At 63.1% G+C, this 16,218-nt stretch carries 13 protein-coding genes; 6 read left to right on the forward strand and 7 right to left on the reverse strand.

Going from position 1 to position 16,218, the window contains the following annotated elements:
• Positions 1-65 precede the first annotated feature (65 nt).
• On the forward strand, positions 66-1,499 hold the full coding sequence (locus ABIE52_RS23840) for an amidase (RefSeq protein WP_007730212.1): 1,434 nt from the start codon (positions 66-68) through the stop codon (positions 1,497-1,499).
• Here ABIE52_RS23840 and ABIE52_RS23845 read toward each other — a convergent pair.
• From ABIE52_RS23845 to ABIE52_RS23860, 4 genes are read right to left on the reverse strand one after another with little or no spacing between them, the layout of a single operon-like run.
• Positions 1,496-2,131, reverse strand: coding sequence for a DUF5701 family protein (locus ABIE52_RS23845; RefSeq protein WP_065456500.1), 636 nt, complete (start codon positions 2,129-2,131; stop codon positions 1,496-1,498). The genes ABIE52_RS23840 and ABIE52_RS23845 overlap by 4 nt on opposite strands.
• 10 nt (positions 2,132-2,141) lie before the next feature.
• Positions 2,142-2,786, reverse strand: a complete 645-nt coding sequence (locus ABIE52_RS23850; protein ID WP_054188290.1) for a TetR/AcrR family transcriptional regulator — start codon at positions 2,784-2,786, stop codon at positions 2,142-2,144.
• 11 nt (positions 2,787-2,797) lie between these two features.
• Complete coding sequence (locus tag ABIE52_RS23855) at positions 2,798-3,037, reverse strand: hypothetical protein (protein WP_192712717.1); 240 nt, start codon at positions 3,035-3,037, stop codon at positions 2,798-2,800.
• On the reverse strand, positions 3,034-3,468 hold the full coding sequence (locus ABIE52_RS23860) for a hypothetical protein (protein WP_192712718.1): 435 nt from the start codon (positions 3,466-3,468) through the stop codon (positions 3,034-3,036). The genes ABIE52_RS23855 and ABIE52_RS23860 overlap by 4 nt, the downstream gene beginning before the upstream one ends.
• A gap of 140 nt (positions 3,469-3,608) precedes the next feature.
• Here ABIE52_RS23860 and ABIE52_RS23865 point away from each other — a divergent pair, with 140 nt between their 5' ends.
• Positions 3,609-4,937: a diacylglycerol/lipid kinase family protein gene (locus ABIE52_RS23865; protein WP_192712719.1), complete on the forward strand. Its 1,329-nt coding sequence runs from the start codon at positions 3,609-3,611 to the stop codon at positions 4,935-4,937.
• Here ABIE52_RS23865 and ABIE52_RS23870 read toward each other — a convergent pair.
• From ABIE52_RS23870 to ABIE52_RS23880, 3 genes are all read right to left on the reverse strand, one after another.
• A complete protein-coding gene (locus tag ABIE52_RS23870; protein ID WP_042922891.1) occupies positions 4,918-6,303 on the reverse strand; it encodes an FAD-binding oxidoreductase in 1,386 nt (461 codons plus the stop codon). The two genes, ABIE52_RS23865 and ABIE52_RS23870, sit on opposite strands and share 20 nt — an antisense overlap.
• 118 nt (positions 6,304-6,421) lie before the next feature.
• Positions 6,422-9,817, reverse strand: a complete 3,396-nt coding sequence (locus ABIE52_RS23875; RefSeq protein WP_083954727.1) for an ATP-binding protein — start codon at positions 9,815-9,817, stop codon at positions 6,422-6,424.
• 76 nt (positions 9,818-9,893) lie between these two features.
• Positions 9,894-11,339, reverse strand: coding sequence for an MFS transporter (locus ABIE52_RS23880; protein WP_158170342.1), 1,446 nt, complete (start codon positions 11,337-11,339; stop codon positions 9,894-9,896).
• A gap of 173 nt (positions 11,340-11,512) precedes the next feature.
• Between ABIE52_RS23880 and ABIE52_RS23885 the strand changes: the two genes are divergently transcribed.
• From ABIE52_RS23885 to ABIE52_RS23900, 4 genes are all read left to right on the forward strand, one after another.
• Positions 11,513-12,172, forward strand: a complete 660-nt coding sequence (locus ABIE52_RS23885; protein WP_050654977.1) for a response regulator — start codon at positions 11,513-11,515, stop codon at positions 12,170-12,172.
• Positions 12,169-13,863, forward strand: a complete 1,695-nt coding sequence (locus ABIE52_RS23890; RefSeq protein ID WP_192712720.1) for a sensor histidine kinase — start codon at positions 12,169-12,171, stop codon at positions 13,861-13,863. The genes ABIE52_RS23885 and ABIE52_RS23890 overlap by 4 nt, the downstream gene beginning before the upstream one ends.
• A gap of 74 nt (positions 13,864-13,937) precedes the next feature.
• Entirely contained in the window at positions 13,938-14,615 is a 678-nt protein-coding gene (locus ABIE52_RS23895) for a GAP family protein (RefSeq protein ID WP_192712721.1), read from the forward strand.
• A 25-nt stretch (positions 14,616-14,640) separates the two neighbouring features.
• Entirely contained in the window at positions 14,641-16,215 is a 1,575-nt protein-coding gene (locus ABIE52_RS23900) for a carboxylesterase/lipase family protein (RefSeq protein ID WP_192712722.1), read from the forward strand.
• Positions 16,216-16,218: the final 3 nt, after the last annotated feature.

The following is a 16,218-nucleotide window of genomic DNA, read 5'->3' on the forward strand; positions in this document are numbered from 1 at the left end:
GACAACAATAGCGATACGCGTATCGAAATTACAAGTGTCCATCGACCTCCAAGGAGCGCTGCCCGATGACCGATCTCCATCAACTGTCCGCCGTCGAACTTGCCGGTGTGATCGCCGCCAAGCAGGTCTCGATTCCCGAAGTCACCAGGTACTTCGTCGACCGTGCGACCACTGCCGATGACGTCGGCGCCTTCACGACGATCGCCGGGGAGCACGCTGTCGCCCTCGCCGAACAAGCGCAGCGCAGGTTGGACGAGCGGGACGCCGGGCCCCTTCCGCGTCTGTTCGGCGTTCCGACGGCAATCAAAGACCTCGACGCAACGCGCGGCATTCGCACGACCTTCGGATCGGCGCTCTTTCGCGACTTCGTGCCGGACGCTGACGACGAGATCGTCGAGGCGATCCGAGAAGGTGGGTTGATCGACATCGGGAAGACGACGGTGCCCGAGTTCGGGGCAGCCTGTTACACCGAGCCGGAAGTCGCTCCGCCTGCTCGCAGCCCGTTCGATCGCACGCGGAGTGCCGCCGGCAGCAGTGGCGGCGCTGCTGCCGCCGTCGGCGCTGGTCTGGTGCCGTTTGCACAGGGAAGTGACACCGCCGGTTCGTTGCGTTCGCCGGCAAGTACGTGCGGAGTCGTCGGCCTCAAGCCGAGCCGCGGTTTGATCACGATGGGCGTGGCGGGGCATGACAACTTCGGATTTGCGAGCAAGGGGCCGATCGCCCGGACAGTTCGCGATACCGCTGCGCTGCTGGACGTTCTGGCGACGCGACCCGGCGCCGGAACTATCCACCCGCCTCGGCCGAAGTCGTTCGAAGAGTTCGTCGTACAGGCCGGGGGAGTTCGGGCTCGCCCCTTGACCGTCGCTCTTGCTCACGGATCGGTCTCCGGCGGAGCCGTGGATGCGCAGCTCTCGGCTGCTGTATCGAAGGTTGGGTCTGTGCTGGAGGGTCTGGGTCACAACGTGTTCGAGCGACCGCAGGCTCGCGATGACATTTTCATCGATGCTTTCGTCAAGATGTTCTCGTCTTTGGCGGGAACCAAGCCGATCCCGGAGGAGTACGAACACCTTCTGCGTCCGATAGTGCAACACTTGCGAGTTCAAGCAAACGAGGTGCCTTCGGGCGAGCTGGCCGCGGCAATCGGAATTGTTCAGGCCTGGGCGCGACGATGGAGTCTCGACTACGCCGACGCCGACCTTGTTGTCACTCCGACTGTGACGAAGCCGCCGCTTGCGATCGGGGAGTTGCGCAACGACGAAGATCCCGCGACCGAACTGATCGACATGGTCGCTTTCACCGGAAACACCGTCGTCGCCAATGCAACCGGTTTCCCGTCGATCAGTCTGCCACTCGGTTGGACGGAAGACGGCGTTCCACTCGGCATCATGATCTCGGCGAAATGGGGTTGCGACGCGGAATTACTCTCTGCCGCTGCAATGCTCGAGGCCGAGATGCCGTGGAAGGATCGGTACCGATTCGACCGCGCAACCGTGCTCTAGTTCGGGAGCGGTACCCGGTCGCTCGCCGATGCGAACCCCAACCACGTGTGGCGGTTACCCCACCAGCACCACCCGACTTTCGGGGCGTTGCGGTTGTCTTTGCCGTCGCGACCGGTTCCGTTGCTGATCCACACGGCGGGAGTTCTGGTGTCGAAGGATCCGTCAGGTTTGCGCAGTCGGGAGCCGATGGTCATGAAACACTTTCCGCGTTCGAGAATGTCGGGGCGCTGCAACAGCCAGTGGATGCCTTCGGTAAGCGTCAGCGGCGTACGGTCTGCGTCGACGATTGCGGGCAATGCTTCGTCCGGGCTCCAGTTGGCCAGGTGATCCCCGCGGTCGACTCCACTGAGCAGATGTAATGGGCTTTCGGGCAGCGTTGCCTGCTCGGTGGGGGCGAACAGATCGACGTCCGCCATGTCGACAACTATGAATCCGCGCTTGTTCTCGAGCTCGAGCAGCGGAGTCAGAACTGAAGCCGGAGCCAGTTTTTCGTGCACGGTGAGTAGTCCGACATCACCGTGCCCGGTTGCGGCCTCCTTGACTTCGCCGGCAGAAAGTCCGGCCAACTCGTGAACACCGAGTTCGATCAATCGCTCGGCCTGCTGATCGATGGGCGGGAGGTCGAAATGCATATCTGCGATCCTACCGATCGTGAGCAGAGCGATCGGAGGGTTCGGCCGCGAGGGAAGTCGGCCACGCAACGCCCAACGCGCGCATGATGAACGGGACGGTGGTCGCTACGACGGCGTCCACTCGGTCGCCGGCCATGAGCATCGGGCGTCGGCTTTCCACGCAGGCGAGGATGAGTTGCGCGGATGCGGCAGCATCGGAATCGACAAAGACACCGGCGTCGACACCTTCCTGGACGAGCTGTTCGACCAGAACCGACAGCGGGACAATATGTTCGAGGAAACTTTCGCGATCCTGCGCTGACAACAATTCGACCAACGCGATTCCTGTGAATCGTTGCAGTGAGAACTCGACGAGTGTCAGTTTGACGAGGATTTCGAGTCGGTCCACAGGATTCTCGCGGTCCGCGAGTTCACGCTCGGCCAGGAGTAGGAATCTATCCATCTCGCGGGTGGACCAGGCGAGCAGCAACGCGGATTTATCGGGGAAGTAGTTGTACACCGCTGTCCGCGAGACGCCGGCCGCCTGGGCCACGGTCTGCAGCTTCACGTTTTGCCAGCCCTGCTCGTGAAGTTCGCGAATGAATGCGTCCAACATGGCTTCTCGGGTGGCGATTTTGTGCTCTGCGGTTGTCGCGCCACCGGTCAACTTCGGCATGGTCGATCCTCCTAGGTCTGATTCACGGTCACGGGGAGGTCGAACAGGTCCGCAACAAGGCGCGGATCACCTTGCCACATCGAGACGGGTGCGAGCATCATCTGCTGCGCGATCGAGCGTACGGATCGGCAGACCTCTTGTTCTTCGGCGAGTGTGAGCGTCGTGCGTTTGCGCAATCGCTCCATCTCCGCGGTAGTGAGATCAGTGATCCATTCCTCGGCTGCAAGCGAGAGGGGTGAATCCGGTGTCACGACCGATCCAACTCGGCACTGGAGAACCGCGAAGTCATCACGGACAGCGTGATGACGGCGACGACCGAGACGGCGTGTGCCGCCGCCAGCCAGAGCGACTCGGGTGCATGTTTGTGAAGGGTGGGCGCCATCAGCATGGCCATGAGGAGGGCGAGACTCGACAACATCGCGGGACCGTTGGGGCGGCCGACAAGCAGGCTGACCAGAAGAACGAGCGCGACGACGCTGCCCGCCACATCTACAGGTGGGTACGTGGCCGGAACGATTCCGCTGACAGTGTCGGTGAAGTTCAGTCCGATCGACACCAATTGCGCGAGACCTGTCGCGCCGGCCAACCAGGCCGTCCAACGCAGTCCGTGGAGTCCGGCTTTCCGAATGCCGGTCAGGGTTCCTTCGGCGGATTCCCACGCTTCGGGCGTCGGTGTTGTCACGGCTACTCCTTTTTATGACGAGGTGTCGTCATAAAATAGCAGTGCGCGATCGCGAGATTCTTGCCGGTAGGTGACTGGCCTGCTTCGAAGGGATAGCGTCGAAGTACCGGTCGAAATGACAATCGCGGGGAGGTGGCTCGATGACGACCTCTGCCCACACGGATCGGCCCTCGTCGAAACAGAGTTGGTTGGCGCGCGCAGCCTTCGCGGCCCTGGTTCTTGCAGTCGCGGTGCTCCTGATCTTCGCCGGACTGAAAACCTTGACCATGCTGATCCTGGGAATCGGTGGGGTGGTCGTGTGCGTCGTGGCCGTGTACTGGTTTCTGACGACCCGCGGATTCCTCCGCTGGCTCTCGTTGGCCGTGGCGGTTCTGACGCCGATCGTGGTGCTCACCTTCCTGGTCCGAGAACGACTCCTGTGGGTGGTGCTGCTCGCGATCGGGTTGTTCGTCGTAGCCGGTATCTGCGCTCGCACCGCCTTGGCGGGGGAGGAGAAGGAATTGCCGGTTGTCGAGCGACCGGCACCGCCGCCCGTCAAGCCGTTCTTCGTGATGAACCCGAACTCCGGTGGTGGCAAGGTCGAGAAGTTCGACTTGAAACGCAAGGCCGAGGAACGGGGGGCCACGGTCGCACTGCTCGAGGGGCCCGAGAAGATCGACGTGACGGCCTTGGCCAGGCAGGCGGTCGCGGACGGCGGCGACCTACTCGGTGTGGCCGGTGGCGACGGAACACAGGCACTGGTTGCTGCTGTCGCGGCCGAAAACGACCTGCCCTTCCTCGTCGTCAGCGCGGGAACGCGCAACCACTTCGCCGCGGATCTGGGGCTCGATCTCGAGGATCCATCTCGGTGCCTCGACGCGCTCGTCGACGGCGTCGAGGTCACGGTGGATCTGGGAAATGTCGGCGGTCGAACTTTCGTCAACAACGCATCGTTCGGGGCGTACGCCGAGGTAGTCCAGAGTCCGGAGTACCGCGATGCCAAGACCAGCACCTTCTTGCAGATGCTCCCGGATCTCCTCGCCGGACGTGCCGGAGCGGTGCTGACCGCGCGCTCCCCGAGCGTGTCCGCGGTGGGTCCACAGGCTGTGCTGGTCAGCAACGGCCCGTACGAGATGAACGACCTGGCGGGGCTCGGTCATCGGCCGCGATTGGACAGGGGCACTCTCGGAATCGTCGCGATCTCCGTCAGCAGTGCCCGTCAGGCCATCGGGTTGCTCCATAGGGCGCATCAACACGGTCTGGCTCAGGGCACCGGATTCGAGGTGATCGTCGACGCCGACACCGACGAGATTCCGGTCGGCGTCGACGGCGAGGCGCTGGTGATGCCAACTCCGGTCAGGTGCACGGTCAGTCCGCAGGCGCTGAGGGTCAGAGTCCCCCGAGATCGACCGGGTATCCGTCGCCCCCGGCACGCCTGGGATCTGGTCCGGTTGCGAGAGTTGGCGAAGTTCAGGAGATCCGGCGCATGACCTGACCGACGGCCAGGACTCCCTGCGGATCATGCGTGTCCGCCAAAGCGCTCAGCCAGTGAGCGGTGTCCTCGTCGTAGGTGCGGGCGATCTTCTCCGGGTCGACGCTCGGCGCGAAGTTGGGCAGTGCATGCCCGTTCGTCCATGGCGCCATCGTTCGTCCGAGAGTCTCGGCGTGCGGGACTACCGCGTCGACCATCGGTGGGGCAAGAACTCCGACGGTGAACAGCGAGAAGGCAGCGTCCCGATGGCAGAAGGCGCTGCGGTGCTCAGGTTCCCGTGCGAGGGCGCCCCCGAGGAGACGTAATTCGACGACGGTTTGGGGTGAACCGGATCCGGGGCCGGCAGCGGCGAGCAGTGCGTCGACGGCCTCGTGTGACAGCTCGTTGGTCAATGCCGTGGATTCGTGCGTCGGCATCGGGTCGACGGGATCGGCGTGCACTGCCCCGAGGGCGGCATAAGGCAGCACACCGACTGCGTCGATCAAGGGTGTTGCGATTGAACGGATTCGGTCGATCAGTGACTTGGCATCGGATTCCTCGGCAAGACTTGCGAATCTGACCGCGACGGTGAGCCTGCCGGCCAGCGGTGGCGGAACCTGTGGAAGGGGTGGAAGTTGCAGAAAGGCAAGAGAGGTCGAGCTGTGCTCAGGCAGGTCGGCGCCCCAGTCCAGCCAGGCGTGCGCGACCGCGCTTGCATCTGCGCCGTCGAAATAGAGTGCACCGCCGTAGAAGTGGGTGACCGGTAGTAGGTCGATCTCGATGGCTGTGACAATGCCCAGTGTGGCCTTGCCGCCGCGTAGCCCCCAGAACAATTCGGCATGTTCGTCGGGGGTGACATGAATGAGTTCGCCACTGCCGGTGACGATGTCGAACGAACGAACGTGATCCGACGAGAGCCCGTACGTGCGCACCATCGGGCCGATGCCGGCGCCGGTGAGGAAGCCGGCGACTCCGACCGTGGGTGAAGAACCTGCCAGTGGCGCCAAGCCGTGGGGTGCGGCAGCGTCGATGACGTCCTGCCAGATCAAGCCCGCGCCGATTCGGGCAGTGCGGTTTTCGGGGTCGACGACGCACTCCGTGAGCCTGCCGGTGTGGACGAGGAGAACGTCACTGCCGAGAGGGACCGCGCCGTGGCCGGTGCGCTGAACACCGACGCGCAGACCCAACTTCGCCGCAAATCGCACCGTTGCGACAATGTCTTGCGCGCTCTCGACTGCCACCACAGCGCCAGGCGCGACGGGAACCGCTGCATTCCACGGAATCGCCAACTCGTATCCCGTTTCGCCAGGCAGGGAAACGGAGCCGGTCACCTCTGCGCGCAGTGATTCGACCGCGGCGTCGAGCGTGGGGGTCTGAAGGTTCATGGTCTTCCTTTCCTCATCCGTCTTTCGGTCAAGGGAAGGATGTCCGAACAGGCTTGGGTGGTTCTTGACGTATGTATCCCGAGCGGATCCAAGTTTTATCCAAGCGCATTCTCGCAGTTCAGGGCCATGTCGATCGCGCTCGTTCAGCTACGCCCCGCATGCCGAGTGTCTCCGATTCGGCCGCCACTTCCGTCAGCTCCCGTTCACGTTCGGCGGACGGCTCTCGGAGCTGCGCCCGAAGCAGTCGACAGCGCAGCAGTGTTGGTGCTCCGCCGGAGCCAGTTGCGATCTTCTCGGCCTGATCCAGGAGAGTCGATGCCTGCTCGACGTGACCGAGAAGCGCGTGCAGACGCGCGGAGGCTTCGGCAACCGAGCCCAGTTCACCGACATGGCCTACCGTTGCGATGCAGCCGGTGTGTGGCGAGAGAAGGCCGATGAAGGTGTCGGCGTATTCGACCAGTTCCAGATCTGCCACGACGCGTGCAAGTAGTGTCTGGTGTCCCAATGTCGTCCACGTCTGTGGCCCGCGATTGATCAGCCACTTCTTGATGCCTTCGGAAGTGGCGTCGCGCTCGCCTCGGGCGGCGTCGATGGCGATGTTCCACGAATCAGGTTCCACGACACCGGGATCAGATTCTGCCAACGCACCTCGCTCCCACTCCAGAGTGTTGAACGCCAGATCTGCGCTGCCAGCCGTGTACAACTCCGTTTGCAGATGGATCTGCCTGGCCGTCTCGTACTGCCGGCGGGCTTGCGCGAAGTCTCCGTACCATTCGGCGAGAGTTGCTTCCATCCAACGTAATTGGACCCGAACCACCGGGAGTCTCAGTAGCTCGCAGCCGATGATCCCCTGCCTGACGTGTTTGACGGCAGCATCGACATTGGCCAGATTCATCTCCGTCATGCTCGCGACGGCGTGTGCGACGACGCTGTCGACACGCGATTGTTGGTGCGGCAGTTCGAAAAGCTCGCGCAGTAGGCGCATGGACTCCGCGCTGTGCACCGCGACTCCGGAGAAAAGCAGAATCCGTCCGAGCAGCGCGTCCGCGATCACATCCGAATCGTCGAGTTCGCGGGCGATGTCGAGAGCACGGGCGCTCCATCGATTCGGGATCTCGGCTTCGGGGTGGTAGCAACTTCCCACCGCCAGCGCAGCAAGAACCCGTGCGTGAGCTGACCTGTCGTTCTCGACCAAGGGCTCGACCGCCGCGAGCCGTTCGAGCAGTGGTCCCGGATCGGTACCGTAGGAAACCCACGGCCACGCACCGGCGGCCCGAAGTAATGCGCCTGCCAATCGTCCGACGGCGGAGGTTCGCCCCTCCCGAACAGCCTCGAGGAGACCGGCATTGACGACGTCGAGAACTGTCTGCCCTCGACCTGCGCGGGCGAGGGCCTCGACTCTGGCCACCAGCAGGTCGTCCCGATCGTCAGCGGATTGCTGGGACACCGGAAGTAAGTCGAACGCGCGGACAGCTGCCTCCCACCACTCGGCCGCGGTCTCCGAACTCCACCGATCGGTCGCATCCTGAGCTGCAGCCGTGCATGCCTCCAGAACGACGAGTGGATCGACCAGGGGAAGTGCCGACATCAGATGTTGCGCGCGGCGGCTCAGCCGGTCCGGATCGGAGGAATTTTCGAGCACTTCGGCAACTCGGGCATGTATCCGCTGGCGACGAAGCGTGGGTATCGCTTCGAGGACTTCGTCTCGGAGAAGGCCGTGAGCAAAGACGTAACCGCCGTTTGCCGAGTCCGCGACGATGATTCGATCATCAGCAGCCGCGTCGAGATGGTCGGCGAGAGTGTCGACATCGAGACGGGTGGCTGCGGCCAGTGTGTACACCTCGATGGCGTCGCCGATAACTGCGGCAACCCGAAGAGCGTGCAACACTGCCGGTTCCACTGCAGCAAGCCGTCGACCGAGGACAGATCGAACGGCGACGGGGATGCCGTCGCCCAGTCGCTCGTTCCGGGGAAGCCTGGCGTACTCCGAGACGAACAGCGGGTTGCCGCCGGTTCGTTCCGCCAGGGTTCGCGCCTCCGCGTCGTCGAGCGTGTCCCCGGAGACGCACCTTGCGAGTGTTGCAACCTCGCCCTGCGCGAGCGCCGGCACAATCATGGTTCGGTTTCCTTCGCCGTGGAGTACGGCTTCTTCGAACTTGCGCACTGCCGACCCGACTTCCGAGTCTCGGAGCGTCGACACGAACCAGACTCTGGCACTGGTCATTGCGCCGACCAGGTAGGTCAGGCAACGAAGGGACGTGGGATCGGCCCATTGAATGTCGTCGATGACGACGGTCAACAGTGCATCTTTCGCCGCAGCTTCGATGGTGGTGCGAACCCGTTCGTAGACGGCAAATCTCGCTTCGTCCGGATCGATGTCCGTCGGCGGCGTCAGTACGAAATCGGCGTCGGCTCCGAGTTCCCGAACCAGTCGGCGGATCGGCCACCACGGCGGCGTTCCGTCGTCCTCCGGGCAACGTGCCCAGACGGTGGCTCCTCGAATGGACGTTGTTCTCGACGAACACTCCTCGGCGAATCGTGTCTTGCCGATGCCGGCGGGGCCGGTCAAGATCAACCAGCGAGGTGAGCCACGGCGAACGTCGTCGAGCATCTTGTCGGCGACAATCGTCTGAGCGTCGCGCCCGACGAACAAGCGTGAGGAATCCGTCTCGGGCATCGCTGCTACGGCTGGGGGAGAAGCCGGGACCGACACTTGTTCGGCCCCCGTCCATCCCGGAGTGCGCGGCCAGGCGGCCAGGCCGGGTTCGTGGCGCAGGATCGCGCCTTGCAATGCTGTCAGCTCCCCGCCGGGCTCCAGTCCCAGCTCGGCGTCGAGCCGAGACGCGTGTAATCGAAACTGTTCCAACGCTTCCGGTGACCTGCCCGCCCGATGCAGGGCAACCATTCGCAGCCAGCAGGTCCGGTCGCGGAACGGGTACTCGCTACAGAGTTGAGCAGCTTCGACCAGCGCGGGTGCCAGGCGCCCGAGAGCCAGAAGCGCCGTTATCCGGGTCTCCCGGCACTCGGTCCGCACTTCCTCGAAGGCTGCGGCTTCCACCTCCACCCAGTGCGCGTCGTTCAGGTCGTCCAGAAGCTGCCCCCGGACCGAGGCGAGGGCACGGTCAGCGGTCGTCAAAGCCTCCTGCCACCGTTCGTTCTCAGCGTGTTGTCGCGCCGTTTCGGCGTCGTCGAGAAACACCGACAGATCGACGTCTGCCGGAGCGACCTCGAGGACATAGCCCGGCGATTGACGCACTATCGGTGACGCCGTACCGGTTTCGACGCGTAGCGCTCGGCGCAGGTTGGAGATATACGCCTGGATGCTTGCCATCGCACTCGCCGGTGCGTCGTCGTGCCAGAGAGCATCGATCAGCCGGTCGGTGGAGACGACGCGACCACGGTTGAGCAGTAGAACGGCAAGGACCGTTCGTTGTTTTCGAGGGCCCAGATCGATCACGTCGCTCGTCGCCGGACCCCGTGCGACCTCCAACGGCCCGAGCAGTCGATAGATCATCCGTTTCCCCTCGTACCTGCGGACGCAGGACGGTTCGATTCTAAGGAGCGAAATTCATACATGCAGGACAAAACGGTCAACTAGTTCTCGTCAACATCTGCTCGGATTCCTCGGAGAGAGTCTGGTTGACGCTGGTAGTGCGCAGCGTCGCCGCACAGACCAACGCACCGAGAGCTGCGATGAAGGCTGCGACAAACAGTGCCAACCGAAGTCCACCGACAAAGTCGTCCGGTGGTCCGCCGGGCAGCATCGACTGCGCCGGAAGGAAGGCGCCGAGCACGGCAACCCCGACTGCGATGCCGGTCTGCCGGAACGCGTCGTTGATCCCTGCGGCCAATCCGGAATGGTTCGAAGTGCTTTCGCCCAGAACCAACCCACTCATGACGGGGTTGAACACCCCGGCCCCCACGCACGCGACAACAAATCCGGGAAGTATCGCGTACGGCGAACTGGTCACGTCGACGACGGTCATCATGACCAGCCCCACCGAGACGAGTAGAAGCGAGCACGTCAACGAGACCGAGACGGGGATGCGCCCGTCCAATTTCGCGGTGGCGCCCGCGACGACGAACATCGCTATCGTCGCCGGTAGATACACCAGGCCGGCGTCCACGGGAGACAGATGCAGCACGTTCTGCAGGTAGATGGTCGTGTAGACGAACACCGCGAACAGGGAGGCGGAGATCGAGAACGCTGCGATCTGCGCTCCGGCGAAGGCCCGATTGGCGAGCAGATGTGGGGGCAGCATGGGCTCGGTGGTACGAAGCTCGTGCAGGGAGAAACCGATCATGGCGGCCGCGGCGATCACCGCGGCGATCATCGGCTGCGGCTCGAACCACCCATCCTCGTTACCGCGTAACAAACCGAACACCAGAGCTGCCAGGCCGGTGGACACCAGAATCTGCCCGGGCACGTCCGCGCGGCGAGGCCGAGGATCGCGTGACTCGGGAACCCACCGCACCGTCATCGCCAGTGTGATCAACCCGATCGGAACGTTGATCAAAAAGATTGCGCGCCAATCCAACAACTCGGTGAGCAACCCGCCCACCAGTGGGCCGACGGCAAACGCGCCCCCGATCGTGGCGCCGTATGCAGCCAGAGCAGTCGCGCGCTGGGGACCCTTCTCGAACACGTCCGCCAGCAAGGCAAGTGAGCAGGCGAAGAGTACGGCACCGCCGATACCCTGAGCGGCCCGCGCGAGGTCGAGCACCCAGATGTTCGGCGCCAGAGCGCAGAACAGAGATGCCGTGGTGAACCACAGAATGCCGATGACGAAAACATGGCGTCGACCCCGTCGGTCTGCCCACGATCCGGCGCTGAGAACGACCGTCGCCAATGCCAGCGTGTACGCGTCGATCACCCATTGCAGGGCGCTGACTCCGGTATCGAGATCGGATGCGATCGACGGCAGGGCGGTGTTGACGACGGCGATGTCGAGCATGAGCATTGCGGTGCTCACGCATACTGCCAGCAGAGTGGCTCGTCTTACTGCGGTGTTCTTCGGGGTGATCGGTGCGGGCATGGCCCGTCCTGATGGTCGAAGGGGTGTGGACTCGGAACACCCTGCGCCCCGACGCTTGGGACATATCGGGCGAAATGCTTGGAACCCGCATGGTTGATAACTGCCGTGTTACTCGGAATCCGTCACCACCTGCTCGGTCGAATACGCACTCTCCCAACGGTTAATCTCTGGTCATGGAGACCAGCCAGTGGGTGCGACGGGTGTTGGTGGTGGAAGACCAACCACTGATGCGTGCGCTCGTCGGTGACACGCTCACACACGCCGGGTTCGTGGTCCATACGGCCGGATCGGCGGTCGAAGCGCTCACGGAGTTCGACGGATTCGATCCTGACCTCTTGGTCACGGACATCGACCTTGGCGTGCGGCCGAACGGCGTCGATCTCGCGAACATCGTCACCGTGAAGGCTCCGCATTGCGCGATCGTGTTCCTGACGAACTACCCCAACGCATCGACAGCGCCAGGTTCTGCGGGTGTGCCGCCGAAATCGCTGTTCGTGGACAAGGCGGCTGTCCAGTCGGCGGATCAGTTGATCGGCGTAGTGGAGGCCGCGTTGACGGAAACCGAGCCACCGACGCTCGGGAGTGATCCGGACTCCGCCTTGTCGAGCCTCACCAGATCACAGCTCGATCTTCTGCGTTACATCTCGCTCGGGTGGTCGAACAGCGCAATCGCAGCGCATCGTGGGTCCTCGATCCGAGGTGTGGAGAAGCTCATCGCGCGCACTCTCGAGAGCCTGGGATTGACGCACGATTCGTCCACCAATCCGCGAGTGCTTGCTGCGAGTATCTTCATCCGCCATTTCGGTGTGCCCGAAGTGACCGACTCGGTGTGAACCCGCGCGAGTGGTGGCTTCGTCTCGGTGATCGGAACATCGTCACCAAGTGGTCCTGGATTCTGACGCTGCCGTTCGCGGTGACCGTGATGGCCAACTACTACCTGTGTACCGGGGTGCGCGAAGTAGGCTTGATGGCAGTCGGCGCCTTCGCGACCCACTGCGTTGTCGGGGTGATGCTGCTGATGGCGAGGGCTGTTCTTGCAGCACACCGATCGCAGCTCGCAGCCCTGGCCCTGTTCGCAATGATCGGCGCGATCCGCCCGTTCGTCCTCGACGCGATCACCCGCTCGCTCGAACTCCCCGTCGACCCCAGACCGATGCTCGTCCGGGTGGGACTCAACGTCGTGTGCAGCGTTGTCTTCTTGTCGTTGACCGCCGTACTGGTAGGCGCTCTCCGTGACCGCCTCGCGCTGCAACGGAGTTTGAAGGTTGCCGGGGCCGCCGTCCAACTCCAGCAGACCCGGGATCGATTCCGCCTCGACCAAACCCGTGCGCAGTGTCGGCGAGAGCTCGAGCGCAGTATCGAGACAGTCATGCACGCGGTTGCTGAAACGGAACTCGAGGGAGTACGAGGAGCAGCGCTCTTGAAGCGAATCTCCGACGACGTGGTTCGCCCGATGAGTCATCGACTGTTCCGGGAGATTCCCCCGATCGAATCACCGACGCCGACTGTGCGGCTGACGGCGAGAGATCGACTGATCGGCGTCGTACGCAGCGTTGAACCGGCGCCACTGTACGTACCGGTGTTCGCGTACACGGCACTGGTGACCGTCTACCTGCTCACGACTTACGGCGTGACGTTCACGGCGGTCCAGCTCGGCGTCGGTTTCTGGCTCTTCGTCGGTGGCAATGCGTGCGCTCGCCGAGTTGTCAGCAGCGGAGACGGCCCTCTGAGACGGATCGCGACTCTTTCTGCGGTGTACTGCTCGAGTGCGCTGATCAGCAGTACCGCGACGTGGCTGCTCCTGACGGTGTTCGGCCGTACCCCGACTTTCTATCTCTCGTCGATGGCCGTCTACCCGTTGGTTGCGCTGTCCGTCTGCCTGATCAGGGCTGCGGATACGCAGCGTCAGGACGAGGAGCGTCAACTCCGCAGTGCCCTGAGCCGGCAAGCGCTCGATGCAGCTCGTATCCATGCCGAGCTCATGCACACCCGACGTGGACTGGCCAGGTTGTTGCACTCGTCGGTGCAGGGCGAACTCGTAGCGGCCGCATGGTCTTCGGGCGCCGTTGCCGGTCGCCCAGTCGATGTTGCGGCAACCATTGCCCACATTCTCGACGGCTTGGAAAGCGACCTGTCTGCGTCATCCGATCAGCCGGCTGACTCCGATGCCCGAAAGCGTATCGATGATCTTGTCACGGTGTGGCGCTACGCAATTCCGGTCGTAAGTCACGTCGACGACGAAGTCTGGGCGGTGATCGGTTCCGGCTCCGCTCGGCTCGACAGCGTGGTGGAGATCCTGTCGGAGGGACTGACCAACGCCGTGAAACACGGTGCAGGAGGGCCCGTCTTCCTCGAGGTGACACTCGCCGATGCTCGGGCGGTAGTAGTGCGGATCAGTTCGCCGGGTCGGATGCCGGTGGCACGGGACTCAGGGATCGGGCTTGAATCGCTCGCCGGTACGGTAACGTCCCTCGAACTTGTCGAAGAGGAAGACCGGGTGGTCCTCACAGCCGTGCTTCTGTGACACCGTGAGTGGCGATGTCGTGGAGGCCGAACGTTTCGCCAATGGCCGGATTGGCCGCTTGTACGGTCGCAGAAATGGAATCGATTACTGCGCAGCTCATCCCACTCGCCACCGGCGTCGTCATCAGCCCGATTCCTCTGGTTGCGATCATCGCGATCCTGCTGTCCACTCGGGCGAAGGCAAATGCATTCGCGTACACCGCGAGCATCGTGCTGGCCGCGGCAGCGATTACAGCAGCGACGGCACTCTCGACCACCGGAGTGGAATCGAAGTCCAGCGGCAGCGCGCATACCGTCCAGACGGTGTTCGCCGTCGTGTTCACTGTCGGTTTTCTGGCGCTCGCGTACTCGAGTTGGCGTGGCCGTCCGAAAGACGATGCCGAGCCGGCGATGCCGTCGTGGCTGGCGCAGATCGACTCGATGCAACCGGCCAAAGCTGCGGTTCTGGGACTGTTGTTGACCGTACCCAACGCGAAGAACCTGCCGCTCGAACTCAAGGCAGGTTCGATCATCGGTGGCGGGCACCTCGGCTGGGTATCAGTGATCGCGTACTCCGTTCTGTTCGCGGTAGCGGCGTCCATCGCTTTGATCGTGCTGTCAGCATTGGCTGCCGTGCCCTCGGCGAAGGTGACCGATGCACTGAGCGCCACCAAAAGCACTCTGATCCGCCACAATGCAGCAATCATGACCGTTTTGTTCCTGATGCTGGCAGCATTGGAACTCTCGCACGTTGTCGAAGCCCTGTCGAAGTAGCAACTTGTTTTCGAGGAGAAATCGAATGACGATCACACCCAGCGAAGCGCCGGTAGTCGAGACAACGTACGGGCCGGTTCGAGGATCGACGGAAGGCTCGGTGTCGAGTTGGAAGGGGATTCGTTACGCGGCACCTCCGGTCGGTCCGCTGCGATTTCGCGCGCCGGTTCCGCCGAAGCCATGGACCGAGGTCCAGGACGCAACAGAATTCGGGCCGTGTGAGCCGCAAAGTCGACTCGCGATGATCCCGCTCGGTGAGAACGTTCCGATGGACGAAGACTGCCTGTTCCTCAACGTGTGGGCACCGGGCCCCGTCGGTTCTGATGCGCCGGGTAAACCGGTGATGGTCTGGATTCACGGCGGAGCGTATTTCCGCGGAGCGTCCAGCCAACCACTTTTCGACGCAACCACATTGGCTGAGAACGGCGACGTTGTCGTCGTCTCGATCAACTACCGCATCGGTGTGTTCGGCTTCGTCGATTTCTCGTCCTTCAATTCGAGTGAACATACCTTCGAGCCCAATGTCGCTCTCCGCGACATGATTGCAGCGCTGCAATGGGTTCAAGGCAACATCGCGGCTTTCGGTGGCGATCCCGACAAAGTGACGTTGTTCGGCGAGTCGGCAGGTGGCGGCGCGGTGACGACGCTGATGACCGTCCCGTCCGCTCGCGGCCTGTTTCATCGCGCTATTGCCGAAAGTTCGCCCGCCACTTCGGTGTACGGTAGTGAACGTGGTGAGATCGTCGCGAAGCTGTTTCTCGAGATCTTCAGCGGCGGAGGCGATCTGGGTCTGTTGCGGTCCACGTCTGCCGAAGACTTGATCGGGCCGTCAGACGAACTGTTTGCTCGCGTCCCCCAGGAGACGCCTGGCACTTTGGCGTTCGCGCCGATCGTCGACGGTGATCTGCTCCCTGACTACCCGGTGCGCGCGTTCCGTCACGGCAATGCACACCCGATTCCGCTGATCATCGGAACCAACAAGGACGAATCTTCGCTCTTCCGGATGATGAAGTCGCCGTTGATGCCGATCGATCCCGTCGTGATCACGTCGATGTTCGCGGAGATCGCCGACGAGCATCCAGGACTCGAGCTACCGGATCATTCTCAAATCGAAGGCGCGTATTCGGGACTGTCCAAGCTGGGCGCCGGTCTCGGTTTGACCCGTGATTTCGGATTCCGGCTGCCTACGTTGTGGATCGCCGAGGCGCACAGCAAGGTTGCGCCGACGTGGTTGTATCGCTTCGACTACGCGCCGCCGATGCTCAAGGCGCTGAAGATCGGTGCGACCCACGGCACCGAACTTGCCTACGTCTTCGGCAACATCAACCACGGGGCACGAGACATCACCTACAAGTTGGGTGGCTTGAGCGCGGCGCGTCATGTCTCTGAGCGCATGCAGGCGAGGTGGTTGGACTTTGCCAGAGCTGCAGGCGATTACGACGCCGGGGACGATTGCGAACTGGGTGCGGACCCGGGGTGGCCCACTTACGACACCGACACACGCTCGACACTGTTGATCGACAAACGCGATGCGGTCGTCGCTGATCTCGACCGCGAGATCCGGGAGGCGTGGGGTGAGACGGTGATTGCATTCACCTGACGG

Source organism: Rhodococcus sp. OAS809 (assembly GCF_040546695.1).
Taxonomy (GTDB): domain Bacteria; phylum Actinomycetota; class Actinomycetes; order Mycobacteriales; family Mycobacteriaceae; genus Rhodococcus_F; species Rhodococcus_F qingshengii.